Annotated in this window: 16 protein-coding genes; 3 read left to right on the forward strand and 13 right to left on the reverse strand. The window is 39.9% G+C overall.

The annotated features are described in order from the left end of the window. Nucleotides 1–9: 9 nt before the first annotated feature. The 10 genes from CYP84_RS10505 to CYP84_RS10550 are packed head-to-tail and all read right to left on the reverse strand — an operon-like array spanning nt 10 to nt 9,485. Nucleotides 10–456, reverse strand: coding sequence for a hydrogenase 3 maturation endopeptidase HyCI (locus CYP84_RS10505; protein ID WP_021087517.1), 447 nt, complete (start codon nt 454–456; stop codon nt 10–12). After that, a complete protein-coding gene (locus tag CYP84_RS10510; protein WP_002939326.1) occupies nt 456–800 on the reverse strand; it encodes a formate hydrogenlyase maturation HycH family protein in 345 nt (114 codons plus the stop codon). The genes CYP84_RS10505 and CYP84_RS10510 overlap by 1 nt, the downstream gene beginning before the upstream one ends. Beyond that, nucleotides 797–1,621 carry an NADH-quinone oxidoreductase subunit B family protein gene (locus tag CYP84_RS10515; RefSeq protein WP_021087529.1) on the reverse strand — a complete coding sequence of 275 codons (825 nt, stop codon included), beginning with the start codon at nt 1,619–1,621 and terminating at the stop codon, nt 797–799. Before CYP84_RS10515 ends, CYP84_RS10510 begins: the two co-directional genes overlap by 4 nt. After that, nucleotides 1,618–2,157, reverse strand: coding sequence for a formate hydrogenlyase complex iron-sulfur subunit (locus CYP84_RS10520; RefSeq protein WP_002939210.1), 540 nt, complete (start codon nt 2,155–2,157; stop codon nt 1,618–1,620). The genes CYP84_RS10515 and CYP84_RS10520 overlap by 4 nt, the downstream gene beginning before the upstream one ends. Further along, nucleotides 2,154–3,890, reverse strand: coding sequence for an NADH-quinone oxidoreductase subunit C (locus CYP84_RS10525; protein ID WP_009294856.1), 1,737 nt, complete (start codon nt 3,888–3,890; stop codon nt 2,154–2,156). The genes CYP84_RS10520 and CYP84_RS10525 overlap by 4 nt, the downstream gene beginning before the upstream one ends. Next, complete coding sequence (locus CYP84_RS10530) at nt 3,887–5,368, reverse strand: hydrogenase 4 subunit F (protein WP_021089381.1); 1,482 nt, start codon at nt 5,366–5,368, stop codon at nt 3,887–3,889. Before CYP84_RS10530 ends, CYP84_RS10525 begins: the two co-directional genes overlap by 4 nt. Nucleotides 5,369–5,370: 2 nt before the next feature. Continuing rightward, complete coding sequence (gene hyfE, locus CYP84_RS10535; RefSeq protein ID WP_012001181.1) at nt 5,371–6,015, reverse strand: hydrogenase 4 membrane subunit; 645 nt, start codon at nt 6,013–6,015, stop codon at nt 5,371–5,373. 1 nt (nt 6,016) lies between these two features. Beyond that, on the reverse strand, nt 6,017–6,937 hold the full coding sequence (locus CYP84_RS10540) for a respiratory chain complex I subunit 1 family protein (protein WP_002939300.1): 921 nt from the start codon (nt 6,935–6,937) through the stop codon (nt 6,017–6,019). 9 nt (nt 6,938–6,946) lie between these two features. Next, on the reverse strand, nt 6,947–8,914 hold the full coding sequence (locus CYP84_RS10545; RefSeq protein WP_012001180.1) for a proton-conducting transporter membrane subunit: 1,968 nt from the start codon (nt 8,912–8,914) through the stop codon (nt 6,947–6,949). Nucleotide 8,915: 1 nt separating this feature from the next. Further along, nucleotides 8,916–9,485, reverse strand: coding sequence for a 4Fe-4S dicluster domain-containing protein (locus tag CYP84_RS10550; protein ID WP_002939266.1), 570 nt, complete (start codon nt 9,483–9,485; stop codon nt 8,916–8,918). 417 nt (nt 9,486–9,902) lie between these two features. Between CYP84_RS10550 and CYP84_RS10555 the strand changes: the two genes are divergently transcribed. Genes CYP84_RS10555 through CYP84_RS10850 form a run of 3 tightly spaced genes read left to right on the forward strand, consistent with a single transcriptional unit; the run spans nt 9,903 to nt 11,573 of the window. After that, nucleotides 9,903–10,988, forward strand: coding sequence for an MBL fold metallo-hydrolase (locus CYP84_RS10555; protein ID WP_103637483.1), 1,086 nt, complete (start codon nt 9,903–9,905; stop codon nt 10,986–10,988). Nucleotides 10,989–11,032: 44 nt separating this feature from the next. Continuing rightward, nucleotides 11,033–11,320: a hypothetical protein gene (locus CYP84_RS10560; protein ID WP_087581727.1), complete on the forward strand. Its 288-nt coding sequence runs from the start codon at nt 11,033–11,035 to the stop codon at nt 11,318–11,320. Nucleotides 11,321–11,327: 7 nt separating this feature from the next. Continuing rightward, nucleotides 11,328–11,573 carry a hypothetical protein gene (locus tag CYP84_RS10850; RefSeq protein WP_180996418.1) on the forward strand — a complete coding sequence of 82 codons (246 nt, stop codon included), beginning with the start codon at nt 11,328–11,330 and terminating at the stop codon, nt 11,571–11,573. A gap of 289 nt (nt 11,574–11,862) precedes the next feature. Here CYP84_RS10850 and CYP84_RS10565 read toward each other — a convergent pair whose 3' ends face one another. The 3 genes from CYP84_RS10565 to petA are packed head-to-tail and all read right to left on the reverse strand — an operon-like array spanning nt 11,863 to nt 14,664. Continuing rightward, on the reverse strand, nt 11,863–12,903 hold the full coding sequence (locus CYP84_RS10565; RefSeq protein WP_103570626.1) for a c-type cytochrome: 1,041 nt from the start codon (nt 12,901–12,903) through the stop codon (nt 11,863–11,865). 2 nt (nt 12,904–12,905) lie between these two features. Then, complete coding sequence (locus CYP84_RS10570) at nt 12,906–14,150, reverse strand: cytochrome b (RefSeq protein WP_103637484.1); 1,245 nt, start codon at nt 14,148–14,150, stop codon at nt 12,906–12,908. Between the two features lie 10 nt (nt 14,151–14,160). Beyond that, nucleotides 14,161–14,664 (reverse strand): ubiquinol-cytochrome c reductase iron-sulfur subunit, encoded by a 504-nt coding sequence (petA, locus tag CYP84_RS10575; RefSeq protein WP_021093284.1) that lies wholly within the window; start codon nt 14,662–14,664, stop codon nt 14,161–14,163. Between the last annotated feature and the right edge of the window lie 200 nt (nt 14,665–14,864).

Here is a 14,864-nt window from a genome sequence, read left to right on the forward strand (position 1 = left end):
TTACTAAATTTAACCAACTAAATTTTTATCAATCTCTACAATTCTTAAAAAAGCTTTTCTGGCACTTTTTTTAGCCTGCTCGCTTAGCCCCTCCTCAAAATCAAGGACATTTTCAAGCAAGACACTAATGCCAAGGAAAAGCGTCTTTGGACAAATTTTACGCAAATAGCTTAAAAGCACCGGCGTTGGGAGGTTATGGGTTGAGTAGATGTAGTCTCTATCGTCACTTAGGTCAAAAAACTCTATCTTATCCTCATCAAAGCCGCTCATCGCATCGACTACTATCAAAATGTCAGGCGCAAATTCTCTAATAGCTGAAAATTCATTCTCAGGCACATCTTGCCCAAAAAAGACCTTCCACTCTTTTAGCTCAGTTTCTACGATGCGGCCGACTTCATTGCCAACATCATCGTCGCCACGCATAGGATTACCGATGCAAAGGATGGCCTTTTTCATCAAAAGTCCTTCCTAAGCACGATATATCCCTCTTTTAAATTTGCCAAAATTTCTTTAAGCTTACACTCACAAAGCTGTGGCAAGAGTCTAGCGATATGCTCAGCAAAAATTTCAACTTCAAAATACTTGCTTAAATTTCCGATCTTAAATTTCACATATTCGCCTGAGTTTTTGATCATCTCGTCAAATTCCTCATCGCTTAGCTCTAAGATCTTCTCGCTAAAATCAATCGTACCAACGCCGTGTCCCACGCAAGTGGAGAAAATTTTTATCTCCTTTAGCTCGCGTGGAAGCTTTTCGTTGTCGTCCATATGCCTTTTTGTAAGCTTATAAACTTGTATCATCTTTTACTCCAAACCTCACTATCAACATCAATCGCAAAATTTTTACCAGCTTTTGCGTATTTTAGATAGACGTCATTATGCAAAAGTGCCATACACTCAGCATATCTAGGATCATCTTCTTTTTTGATAGCTGCTATAACCGCTTCACGTGCAAGCTCTGGGTTGTGGATATCACTTGAGCCCTTGATAGCGTCCATATATTTTTCAAATAGTGTTCTACCAAAGATATAACTCATTAGCCTTTTACTTTCAGCATGCAAGTCACGTTCAAATAAGATATCGCCCATTACTGACTTTTTAACTGGAGGAGGCGTAGTGCTATCATTTTCGTAGCTTTTTTTGTGTAGCTTTTGATCAATGATGCCAAGAGCCATACCTAGACCATAAATAACACTTGCTGGGTGTGGAGGGCAGCCTGGGATATAGACATCAACTGGTATGATCTTGTCTATACCGCCCCAAACGCTGTAAGCGTCGTGGAAAATTCCACCAGTACTTCCACAAGCACCAAAAGCAACTACGATCTTAGGATCTGGAGCTGCTTCATAAGCACGAAGAAGTGGGTAATACATCTGTCTTGTGACTGGTCCTGAGCAAAGCAAGATATCAGCGTGTCTTGGGTTTGCTACAAGCTTAAAGCCAAAGCGCTCTGGGTCCCACATCGGAGTGATAGCAGCGAAAATTTCGATCTCACAACCATTGCAGCTTCCGCAGTCGATCCTATAAACACTAAAGCTTCTTTTGATATTTTTTAAATGCTCTAACTTTGCAGTTAGGTCATTTGCTGTTTTTATGTCCTCTGGGACTTGATATAGACTCATTTTATAGCCTCCTCAACGCCTTTTGTTAGCCTCTCAGCAGATTGATTTTTCTTGCACTCTGGGCAGATAAAAAGGTACTCTTTTGCCTCTTCAAGTCTGCCTGGGAGTAAATTTGCTGTGCCAAGCTTTTCAAGAGTGAAATTTATAAGCCTTTTTGGCGTAAATGGCTTGCCGCAGCATTTGCAAGTTTGCATCTCAAGCTCGCCTCTTTGTATAAGAGCGCTCTTGTCAAATTTAACCGCAAGCTCAAAGCTATCGCTAAGTCTTACAGCTCCAGTTGGGCAAACCTCATCGCAGCGTCCGCAGAATATGCAACGACCACAGTCAAACTGCCAAACAAGTCTTGTTTGCTCATCGTTCATCTTAAGCTCTATTGCGTTACTAGGGCAAGCGATACCGCAAGCTGCACAGCCTATGCAAAGATCGTATGTATAGTCTGGCTGACCGCGGAAATTCTCAGGCACAATATATGGCTCAAATGGATAGGCGTATGTCGCCTTTCCATATTTTTCTGTGATGTCAAATAACTTCATCATCTTAAATCCTTCTTACTAACCCCGCCATCTTGACAGAATTTTTTAAGGTCTTTTTCTGTTAAAATTTTACTTTTTTTAGTCCTTACATCAACCAAAGTAACACGCTCGGTGCATGAGTAGCAAGGGTCAAGTGAGCAAACGATAAGCGCAGCGTCACTTATGTTGTTTCCTCTAAATTGATACCTTAGGCTTGGCCAGTTGTTATATGTCGCAGCCCTACATCTCCAGCGATATACTTTTTGAGCGCTACCTTGCATAATCCAGTGAACGTTCTCACCACGTGGTGCTTCATCGTGACCAAGTGCGAAATTCTCTGGCTTGATCATAGTCACAGGATCGATCATGATCGGAGTTTGAGGCATCATCTCAAAGCATTGGCGGATGATGTGGATAGAGCTTTTTAGCTCTTTATATCTAACCATCTCACGAGCAAAAACGTCGCAACCATGCTCAACTGCTACTTCAAATTCTATCTGTTTGAAGAAGTCGTATGGGTGATCGTAGCGGTTATCACGTTTAAAGCCAGAGCCTCTCATATTTGGACCAACTGGGCTAAAGTCACGTGCTATTTGACGGTCTAGGATACCTACACCTTTCCAGCGTCCGATTTGGCGTTTATCTTCCAAAACTGCATCCCAAATTTCTGAAATTTGAATGTCAAGTTTGTTGATGATCTCTAAGCCTTTTTTGATCTCATGGTTTGTCATATCACGTCTTAAGCCACCCATAACGACGTTGCCGTATGTTTTACGTCCGCCAGTTACAAGCTGAGCTAGCTCCATAGAGTACTCACGAACCCTAAAGATATGCATAAATGCGTTGTAGTTACCAGTGACCTCACAAGCTAGACCGATATTTAAAAGGTGGCTGTGAAGACGCTCGATCTCAAGACAGATGACGCGTATAGCTTGAGCTCTTAGCGGGATTTCAAGCTTGATAGCTTTTTCTGCAGCTTCGATACAAGCAATAGCGTGAGCATAACCACAAATTCCGCAAACACGCTCTGCAAGATAGCCCATTTGATCATAGTTCATTCTATTTTCAGCTAGCTTTTCCATACCACGGTGTTGATAGAATAAGCGGTAGTCAGCGTCTATAATCTCGTCGCCGTCGCAGAAAAGTCTAAAGTGACCTGGCTCATCAGATGTAACGTGTAGTGGTCCAAGTGGCACATCAACTACTGCATCACCTGTTGGGAACAAAAACTCCGCATCAGGCTCATCTCTATGATCTACTGGATCAGGGCGGTAACGGTAGTCCATAGCATCTTTTCTAAGTGGGTGAAGTCCGTCTGGCCAGTCATCACTTAAAACTAGACGTCTTTTATCAGGCAGACCCTCAGCTACTAGACCAAACATATCATAAGCTTCTCTTTCATACCAAACACAAGCTGGCACAAGCGGAGTAACTGATGGGAATGTCGGATCACTTCCTGGGATAAGAGTTTTAACTGTGATAAAGCACTTATCCTCAGCCGCAAAATCATCCGCCTCAGTCATCTTGCTACCTTCCATTGAGATAGCATAGTAAAGCGCATAGCAGCCATTTATCTGGCGCTCGTCGTTTGGTATCATAGTGCTTATAAAGCCACCGATATCATAATAAAGTGTTTTAACAGCTAGTGGAAGATCGTTTCTATCAACTAAAACTGTGATCTGATCGTCTGCTTGACGAGTTACTTCTAAAATTTTTACCTTTGTTTTTAGGATTTCAACAAATTTATCGCCTCTCATTTTAAAGCTCCCATCATTATATTAACACCGTTATTTACTAGCGTATAAAAGCTATCTACGTGCCATACGCCAAAGATTATGATAAGGGCACAGAGTGCTATAAGAGGTAAATTTTCAAATAAACTCATCTCTTTATTATGAACAACCACACCTTTTGGCTCGCCAAAGCTTGCCATGTTAAAGTGCGCAAAGTCAGCTATGAAAATAACTGCAAGTGCAATAGCAAATAGCGCAACTGCGATGTATTGACCACTTGTGATAGCTCCAACAAAGACGTTATATTCGCTAACAAATATAGCAAATGCTGGAACACCAACTAGTGAGCAGACAGCTGCACCAAACATAATAGTTGTAATAGGTGCGATCTTAACCATGCCGCCCATCTTACTCATATCTTTGTGGCCGTAAATTCTTGCTATGTTACCTGTTGAGCAGAAAGCCAAAGCTTTTGTGAAGCTGTGAGCTAGGCAGTGAAATATCGCTGCAAATAGACCAAATTTACCGCCAACACCAAGTGCAAATGCGATAACACCCATGTGAACGATTGAGTGGTATGCAAACATTCTTTTTACGTTGTGTTGTCTTATTAGGAAAAATCCTGCTACAAAAAGTGTGATAGTTCCTGAAACGATCATTACGCCTTCAACAAAGCTAAATCCAACTGCTTGAGCTGTGATAGCGTAGTATCTTAAAAGCGCAAGCATCGCACATTTTAAAAGTACGCCTGATAGCAATGCTGAGATAGGTGCTGGACCTTCAGCGTGAACGTCTGGCAACCAAGTGTGAGTTGGAGCAAGACCTGCTTTTGTACCAAAACCAATTAGCGCAAACACAAAGATAAGTTTTGCTGCATCTGGGTTTAAATTTTTAGCGTTAGCCATTATGCTTGAAAACTGCATAGAAGCCTCGCCGTCTCCTAGTGTGCTATATGTAGCTGAGTATAGAAGAACGGTTGCATAAAGAGCAAATGCTAGACCGATTGAACAAAGAACGATGTATTTGTAACCACTCTCTGTTGATTTTTGATCTTTGTGTATAGCAACTAAAAACACAGAAGCTAGTGTTGTAGCCTCGATAGCTGCCCACATAAACGCAACGTTGTTGCAGATAACGCTTAAAGTCATTGTAAAGATAAATACATGGCTTAGTGCGTAGTATTTTTTAAGATCACTTAAGTGGATGTGTCCATCTTCAAGTTCCCATCTCATATAGTGGATAGAGTAGAAATTTACTATAAATCCAGTTACGGCGATAAGCACCAAGAAAACACAGCCTAAGCTATCTAAGAATAAAAATTTATCAAAACTATAAAAAGTTCCGCCACTTAAAACTTTAAGAACATTGTTAAGTAAAGCCACTGATGTCGCAGCAGAAAACAAGACATGAAGTCCGCTAAGTACTGCATAGTTTTTAGGACTTAAAAACAAGATCAAAGCACCAAGGAGCGGTATGATAAGTATTAAAGCTAAACTATCCATCTCTAACCCCTTAAATTTGAAGCTTTAGAAGTATCTAAGCTATCATAAGCTTTATAAAATCTAATCGCTAGAACGCTCATAATAATAACAGCAAATATCGCATCTGTTAAAATTCCAAGCTCAACTAGCTCATGTGAGTTGTAAGCCATTAGAGCAAGGCTTAGGTGGATACCGTTTTCAAACAAGCAGTAAGCTAGAATTTGTTTTATAAATGAGTTTCTTAGCATGAAACCAAAAATTCCCATCATAAATACTGTTCCAGCAGCGATCAACATGATCTCTTCTTTGATAAGAGAGAATTTTAAAAATATAGGGTGGATACTCATTGAAAGAGCTAGAGAAAATCCCATAGCAATAACAGGACTTACAAAAAATCCACCAACTGGCTCATCTTCGCTAACTACGCCAAGTTTTTTGATAAGCCAGAACAAAATTCCTGGCACGAAAAGAACTTTGGTAAAAAACGCAACGATCGCCCAAGTTTTTAGCTGCTCAGCGTTAAATTTCTCAGATAGTAAGAAAAATATACTAACTAAAAGTAGCGTCTCTATCGCATAAGCGATGATTGAGAGTTTCAAGCTTCTAAGGCCAAAAACCGCAAGCGAAGTTACGATCATGCAAATGGCTAATATATCTAGTGTTTGCATCTCACGCTCCTACTACATAAAGTGTTAGTGCAACAAACGAAATAGCAAGTGCACCAAGAGCATTTTTGCGTAAAGATGAAGTCATTTTAAAGCGTGGTCCAAAGTTGTCTATAAATACAGCTGCGACGTAAAATACTCCAGTTTTTATCACAAAAACGATAATAGCTAAGAAAGGATTGCTAAAATTCCATGGCTCAAATATGCTTAGGAAAAGTCCTATCATAGCAAACTGTTTTAATATAAGTGATGCTTGAACTAAGCCAAGGTCGCTACCAGCATACTCACCAAGAACACCCTCTTGAAGCTCTTGTTCTGCTTCAGCTAAGTCAAATGGCTTTCTACCAGTCTCAACATACATACACCACAAAAATGCGATAGAAGCAACGGCAAAACTTGGAATTTGATATCCGATAACGCCAGTTCTTACCATCTCTTGGATCTCAACTAAATTTGATGTTTTAGCTGCAAGCATAACTACGATTAAACACATAATCATAACTGGCTCAACATAAACACCAAGCATTTGCTCCCTGCCGCCACCTGTTGCTGCAAATGGGTTGCCGCTATCCATTGAAGCTGCACCAAATACAAATCTAAGTAGCGCACCAAGATAGAGGATAACAAATATATCTGAATATGCTCCAAATACAGTATCTTTGCTATATGTTATAGGTATAGCAGCTAGCACTGCAGCTGAAGTTGCAAAAAGGAAAAATGGAGCCCATCTAAATACCCAGTGAGAGCACTCAGGGACGGTTCTTCCTCTTCTAAAAAGCTTTATAATGTCGCGATATGTTTGAAAGAAATCGCTACCTTGTTTTGATTGAAGTTTAGCTCTAAGTTTTCTTGCCATACCATCAAACAAAGGAGCTACCAAAACGATAACGACTACTTGAAATATCATTAAAAGTATAGTTTGCATTTTCGTCTCCTAAACTAAAAAGTAGCTCACAGCAAGTATGACACAAAGATATAGCAAGATATAAAGTGTATATACATTTGTATAACCACTTTGAACGATACCTAGCTTATCAGCAAATTTCACACACCATTTAATGACTGGCTCATAAAACATTCCCCACCAAATATCTTTTGGATGGTTGTGATACTCAACCGCGTCAAAATAATTTCTAGTAACTACTTTTTTATCAGCTCTAAATAGCCATTGCATAATTTTTCTAAGGTCGCCAGTGAATGGACCACCTGTCATTTGCATACGTGAGCTATATTTAAAGCCACAAGCCCAAGGATCAGTTTCGCGTGGTTTATCTCTGTTTGCTTTCATAACAGCAAGGATGATAAATGGCAAAATCATAGTTGCACATAGGACTAAAGCGATAAGTGGAGTTGAGATCATGCTACCCATAGGTGAAGTTACATTTATAGCACCAAGGCTAGCTTTATAGTCGCTTATAGCGATAGAATTTACAGCTTGCATGATGTAATCAACTATGTAGTTTGCGCCAAGACCAAAGCCAACGCAGCCTATCATTAGAATGATCATACCAAGAACCATACCTATCGGACTCTCTTTAGCATTTTCCCAAATTTTTTGATCTCTTGGAGTACCTGCAAAGATAACAGCGTAAAGTTTAAGGTGCATACCAACTAAAACGCCTGTTAGCGCAAGAGCTACGACGCCAAGTGTAAATGCATATCTAACTAATGTTCCTTCTCCCATCGCACCTTGAAGCATACCTTGATATGTAAACCACTCTGAAACAAAGCCATTTACTGGAGGTAAAGCTGCGATACCCATGATACCTATAAACATACCAAGGCTTGTCCATGGCATCTTTTTAGCAAGACCACCAAGGATGTCCATATTTTGTGTATGAGTAGCGTGGATAACTGAACCAGCGCAAAGGAAAAGCAGACCTTTAAATATAGCGTGGTTAACTACGTGGTAGCAACCTGCTAGAAAACCTACTGCTGCAAGTGTTAAATTTCCAGCTGCAACGCCGTAGATACCAGTACCAAGACCTAGCAAGATGATACCTATGTTCTCAACTGAGTGATAAGCAAGCAAAGCTTTGAAGTCGTGTTGGCAAAGAGCGTATAAAACACCAAATAGTGAGCTAGCTGCACCAAGAGCGAGTATTGTAAGACCAAAATATGTGCTAAGTGGTAGGTAAAGTGTAAATTTAACTAGAGTAAATAGAGCAACTTTAATCATAACGCCTGACATAAGGGCTGAAACGTTTGATGGTGCTGCTGGGTGAGCTTGTGGAAGCCAAACGTGGAATGGCCACATACCAGCTTTACTACCAAAGCCGACCAAGAATAGTATAAATACAGCAGCAGAAGCGCCAAATGGCATCTTAACACCCATAAATGCGCTAAATTCAAAGCTTCCTGCATAGTAAGCTGTGATAAGCAAGCCACAGGTTATACAAAATGCACCGATTTGTGCGATACCAAGATATACCATAACCGCTTTAAGTGTATTTTTACCGTCATTGACGATGATAAGAAATGATGATACAAGAGTCATAAGCTCCCATAAAACAACAAAGCAAAATACATTATCAGCGCTGATTACTAGAAGCATTGAAAGGATGAATGTGTTAAACAAACATGCAAACACACCAACATTTGCTTTTTTTATGTACTCTTCTGCATAGCTCATACCATAAACGCTACTTGCAAATCCGATGAAAACAACGACAAAACTGAAGAAATTTCCAAGTGGATTTAGCGCAAATTTTGGCGAATACAAAAAGCCATCCATAAGAGCAAAGCTATCACTTACTCCCATATTTGCAACGAAGTGACACATCGCATAAAAGCAGCTTATAGCACTTAGTCCAAAACCAACTTTAACAGCGGCTTTTGGAGCGCAGTAGAGCAAGATACTAACGACGGCACTTACAAGAAATAGCATATAAACCGTAGTCATCTTATGCTCCTTGTCCGTTTAAAATTTTAGTAGCAAATTTATTCGCTGCTTCGTAGTCTATCCTCTTGCCAAGCTTATGTTTGCCCTCTTCTGGATCAACCATTATAAGAGCGCTTGTTGGGCATACATCAACGCAAGCTGGTCCATTTTCACGGCCAAAGCACATATCACATTTTACTGCGATGTTTTTTGCGCCTGATTGTGACTCTACTTCAAGATAGTATTTTGGCTCGACAGCGTAATTTACTGAAGGCATAAGCTCTGCACTTGAGCTTATCGCACCATAAGGGCAAGCGATCGTGCACATCTTGCAACCTATACAAATTTCCTCGTGAAGCTCGATGCAATTATCATTAAATCGCAACGCTCCAGTTGGGCATACATTTGCGCAAGGGCCATCGTCGCATTGTCTGCACTGAGTCGGCATAACACCGCTAGCTTCTCTTAAGACGCTTAGCCTTGCACGTGATAGTTTGCCGCGTTCATAAGCACTTTTAAAACATGCAGCCATACAGGTCGCACATCCTATGCAGCGTTTAGAATCGGCAATCACAAATTTATGTTTTTTCATAAATTCCTCCTAAAAAACAAGGCAAGACCGCCCTGCTCACTAATAGAGTGATTGTTAATCACATGAATAGAGATAGTTAAATTTTTATTTAACATCTCAAACGCTCCTTCCTGAAATTTTTGAAACAATTCTATAACTTCTGGCGATTAAATTCCGTCAGCTATCTGACAAATTTTGTATTTTTGAAATTAAATTTTTATTTTATATTAGTTTAAGATATGCTATTAAACGGCGTTATTATCGTGTGATTAATCAAAAAAGATTAATATTTCATAACAGATAATTAGTAAAAAGAGTAAAATTATCTTAATTAAGTTTAAATTTAAAAATTAGTTTTTTAAGCTTGGGTTAATTAAATGAAACTGAAATTTAAAAATCTAAAATATAATCCAACCTTTAAATTTAAAAAGGTTATTGATGGAAATTTTTATAGTCATAGTTTTGTTTATTGCTTCAGTTTTTGCTTTTATGAAATTTGCCCCTGTTTTTGGCGGCAGACCAGATGTTAAGAGTCAAAAGCTGATAGAAGCATCGCCAAATTTTAACGGCAAAGTTTTTGTAAATTTAGAGCCGACAATTGATATGGTAAAGAAAAATCCGCAAGCGTCCATGTTAAATTACGTCCCTCAAGCGCTTTTTCCACCAAAAGGCAAGTTGCCAAAGCGCCCTTTGCCAAATTTAAAATTTGATGCAAATGCCCTCAAAAATGGCGACTTTATCTGGCTTGGGCACGTTAGTCTCATCTGCAAGCTTGATGGCAAAACCATCATCACAGACCCAGTTTTACACCGCGCATTCCCTCTCCCACTTGGCGGCAAGCCCTTTGCCTACGAGCACGACATCACCGCTAGCGACTACCCAGAGGTGATCGACATCGCCCTCATCTCGCACGACCACTACGACCATCTTGATCATAAAACGATACTTGAGCTAAAGGATAGGATAGCCAAATTTCTAGTGCCACTTGGAGTCAAAGCTCACCTCGTAAAATGGGGCGTGGATGAAGGCAAAATTTACGAGTTTGACTGGTTTAATGAGCAAAAGATAGGAAATTTAAACTTTACTTTTTGCCCCTCAAGGCACTTTAGCGGGCGCACATTTAAAAGAAACACCACGCTTTGGGGCGGCTGGGCGGTAGAGGAGGCTGGCTTTAGCTTTTACTTTAGCGGTGATGGCGGATATGGCAAGCATTTTAAGATGATAAATGAGAAATTTGGCGGTTTTGATCTAGTTTTTATAGAAAATGGCGCTTACAGCGATGGCTGGCCTTACGTGCATATGAAGCCAGAAGAGTCAGCGCAAGCGCTAAAAGATCTTGGTGCAAGGCTTGGCGTGCCGGTGCATTGGGGTAAATTTGATCTTTCTTATCACGCTTGGGATGAGCCGATCAAGCGTTTTGAAAAGGCGGCTACAAAACTTGAGCTAAACTATGCAACGCCGATGATCGGAGAGGTTTTCACCGTGCAAAATCCACCTAGAAAAAAATGGTGGGATGAAATTTAGGAATAAAATTTGCTCTAAATTTTAAAATCCAAAAGGAAGTGCAGATGAAAATTTCTGAAAATTTATCAAATTTAAAAAACGCCATCGACAAGGCAGCAAAAAACGACCTTGATGCGAGCGCGACTGGGAGCTTTTTGCAAAATTTAGAAAAAGCCAACAAAGAGACAGAAAAGATCTACGAGAAGCTTGAAAAAGAGCTAAAGAGCGATGCGCAGATGTTTAAGCAGTTTGACTTCATGCAGATGATGACAAAGCTTCAATACGGCAACTTAAAATCAAGCGAGCGTGAGGAGCTGATAAACAAAATGAGCAAAATCGCTAAAGAAATTTAGCTGTTTAGTGTGGCTTTACGGCGAGCTAAATTTGGCTGTTTTGCGTAAATTTATGTGGTTTTTGTTGAATAAATTTGCCAAAAAATGTAAATTTACTCGCTTAGTAAATGTTAATATCCTCACATTTGCTGTATTTTGTCAAAAACCTCTTTTCTTACACACTGCGCGTATAACGGCCATTGATGCGCAAAAATTCCAGCAAATTTTAAAACTAGAGCTGGCATATCACGCTTCTAAATTTAGTGGCGAATAGTTATGAGCCCTAAATTTAGTAAGTTGCTAAGGAGAGTGAGTAAAGTTTTAAAATTTGCAGAATTGCTTTGTTAAATTAGATAGGTGTCAAGCAAATTTTAAAATTTTATGAACGAGTAATTTCGGCTCTAAAATTTGAGCTAAGCTGAAAGCGAAGCCAAATTTTAGTAGTCAATTCTTAGGGGTGAATGAAGTTTTAAAATTTGCAAAACAGAATAAATTTAAAAAATACCTATTTATATATGTAAATTTACTAGAAAGAATTTAAGAGCCAAAAAGGCTCTTAAATTTTAGTGGAGTTCACTCCAGACTTTGCGCTTCCAAAGCCAAGCAAAAATTCCTAAGATGAAGAAGTAGATCATGACATAAAGTCCTGTGCTCTCGCGCTCAGCCTTTTTGCTGTCGCCTACTTTTTCTATGTAAGATACTATGTCGTCTTCAGCAGCTTTGTTTAAGCCAACTCTAGGCATCGCAGTGCCTGGGAGCATCTTTTGAGTATCGTTTATAAATTTATGCAAGTAGTCAGCACCCTTTGAGCGGATCATCATAGATAGATCAGGTGGATTTGAGCCCATATAAGCTGCAAGGCTTACTTTGTTGCTGAAAGCATACTTTTTATCATACTTCATATCGTGGCATCTTTGACATGCATCAGCAAAGACTTTCTCGTCAGTGATCTTGCTCTTTGCGTCTGCATCAGCTGATACTTTTTTAAGATAAGCAACTATGTCAGCGATCTCAGCGTTTATATCGCCGCCAGCACCCATAAATGCAGTCATCGGATAAGGATGCTCGTCGTTAAATTTATGAGATAGTTTTACAGCCATAGTTGGATTTTTGATGAGTGCAGCCAAAAATCTCTCGTCATAAATTTTACCAGCTGTGCTAAGATCTGGTGGCACTACGCCAAAGCTTTGGCTAGCTGTCTCAGCGTCCATACTAGCTGGCATACCAGCTGCTTCGATGCCGTGACATCCTGTACATCCAGCTGCGCCAAATGTCTCAGCGCCTTTTGCAGCGTCGCCTTTTGCAAGGTCGATCGAATTTATATCAGCCCAAAATGCTATGTAGTCGTCAAGAATTTTTTGTGCTGTCTCAACGTCTTTTGTAGCCGCTTCTATGCTAGCCTTATTGCCGCTAGCTTTTGCAGCCTCAAGCGCCTCTTTTTTCTGCTCTAAAAAGTGCTTTGCGTAGTCAGTATCTTCTTTTGAGAAGTTATACTCAGCATTTGCAGTGTGCGGATGAAGCTTTGTATGAGCGTAAGGCTCGATACCCCAGTATAAAATACCTGAAAGGATAACAACGATGGCAAAAATTTTAAGCTCTTTCATGATTAGCCCCTTTTTCTTTCAAGTATTGTAATAACTGGAAGTGCGATTATAAATAGCACTAAAAATAGCAGTGATGCGTAAAATCCTATCCAGTCGTTGATGCCGCCTGTTGGGAGCTTGCCATATATAGATAAGACGATAAGGTCAGCAACTAGCACCCAAAACCATACGAAAAATAGTGGTCTTTTGTGAGCTGGAGCTACAAGGTCGCTTCTATCAAAAAGAGGTATAAGCATAAACGCAACACCTGCGAATGCAAATGCGATAAGACCGATGTTATAAGCTGAAATTCCAGCTATATCAAAGAAGAAGCCACGTAAAATTTCATATTGCCACAAGAAGTACCACTCTGGATAGATGTGTGGTGGAGTTTTTAGTGGATTTGCTGGCTCAAAGTTGATAGGATCCATCGCAAAGTTGAAGTGATAGCAAACAAGATATATGACAAAGATCATAAAAAATGATACATACATGAAGTCTTTTGCCAAAAATCCTGGCCAAAATGGTATAACTTTAGCTTTTGCTCTGTCACCGTGTAGATACTCTTGCGCCTCTACTTCAAAGTCGATATCTTCGCTTGTTAGGTTATTTACGTGAGGAATTCTTAATGAGTAGAAGTGTATAACCAAAACAACGATAGTCACAAGTGGTAGCAAGCAGACGTGAAGCATGAAAAATCTAGTAAGTGTTGAGTCACCAACTGCATAATCACCCCTGATCCACTCAACCAAAGCATCACCGATAACTGGCACACCACCAAAAAGCTGAGTGATAACAGTCGCCGCCCAGTAGCTCATCTGACCCCATGGGAGCATATAGCCACTAAATGCCTCTGCCGAAAAGCAGATAAATAGCACCATACCGCTTATCCAGATGACCTCTCTGCCTCTTTTGTATGAGCCGTAGTAAAGTCCAGTAAGCAAGTGGATATACATGATAAGAAAGATCGTCGAAGCTGAAATAGCATGGATATGACGCCAAAGCCAGCCATACTCAACCTCTTGCATGATAGTGTAATTTACGCTATCAAAGGCTAAATGTATGTCTGGTTTGTAATACATCATAAGCAAATAGCCAGTGATGATCAAAAGTAAGAAAAGTGTCGTTAGGATAACGCCCATCGCCCAAAGGAAATTTATATTTTTTGGGATCCAGTATTCGCTAACTAGAACCTTCATAAGCTTTGTAAAAGCTAGGCGTTGGTCAAGCCAGTCAATAACGCCAGTTGATTTATGAGATAAAGACATCGCTAACCTCCTAAGCTTTAGCTACTAATTTTTCGTATTCTGGGCTTGTTTCGCCTAGAACTAGCTTGGTTCCATCGATCTTAAATGGTGGGATATCAAGCGGTCTTGGTGGAGGTCCGTATGTCTGCACGCCATCAACGTTAAATTCGCCGCCATGACAGGCACAGACAAACATTTGCTTGCTCGCTTTATACTCAGGGATACATCCTAGGTGCGTGCAAAGTCCGATAACTACGACATATCTCGCATCTCCAACAACAACATCTCTCTTGTCGTTTTTAGCCATATCTGGGCTTTTTTTGAGGATGAAAATAGGCTTTTTACGCCACTCAACCTGTCTCATCTCGCCATCTTTGATCGGGCTTAGATCGACAGTTGTAAAACCAGCAGCTTTTACGCTAGGGAGCGGATCCCAGGTCTTTTTCATGGCAACTAGTGACATCGCGCCACCAACAGCTGCCACGGCACCAAACGCAAGGCCGATAAAGCTTCGTCTTTCTTGCTTTACTGACATTAATTTCCTTTCTATAAATAAAATTTAAACGATTATACTCTCAAAAAATTAAAAAACTATAATCTCACAATATAGTTTGTAAAAATAAAGTGAATTTAAGCTTTTTTTACACCAAAATTTGAGGCAAATTTATCTAGAAATGCCTATATATCGTGATTTTAAGCTTTTTATAAAAGAGAAATTTGATCTAATGTCTAAAC

Source organism: Campylobacter concisus (genome assembly GCF_002912425.1).
Lineage (GTDB): Bacteria > Campylobacterota > Campylobacteria > Campylobacterales > Campylobacteraceae > Campylobacter_A > Campylobacter_A concisus_AH.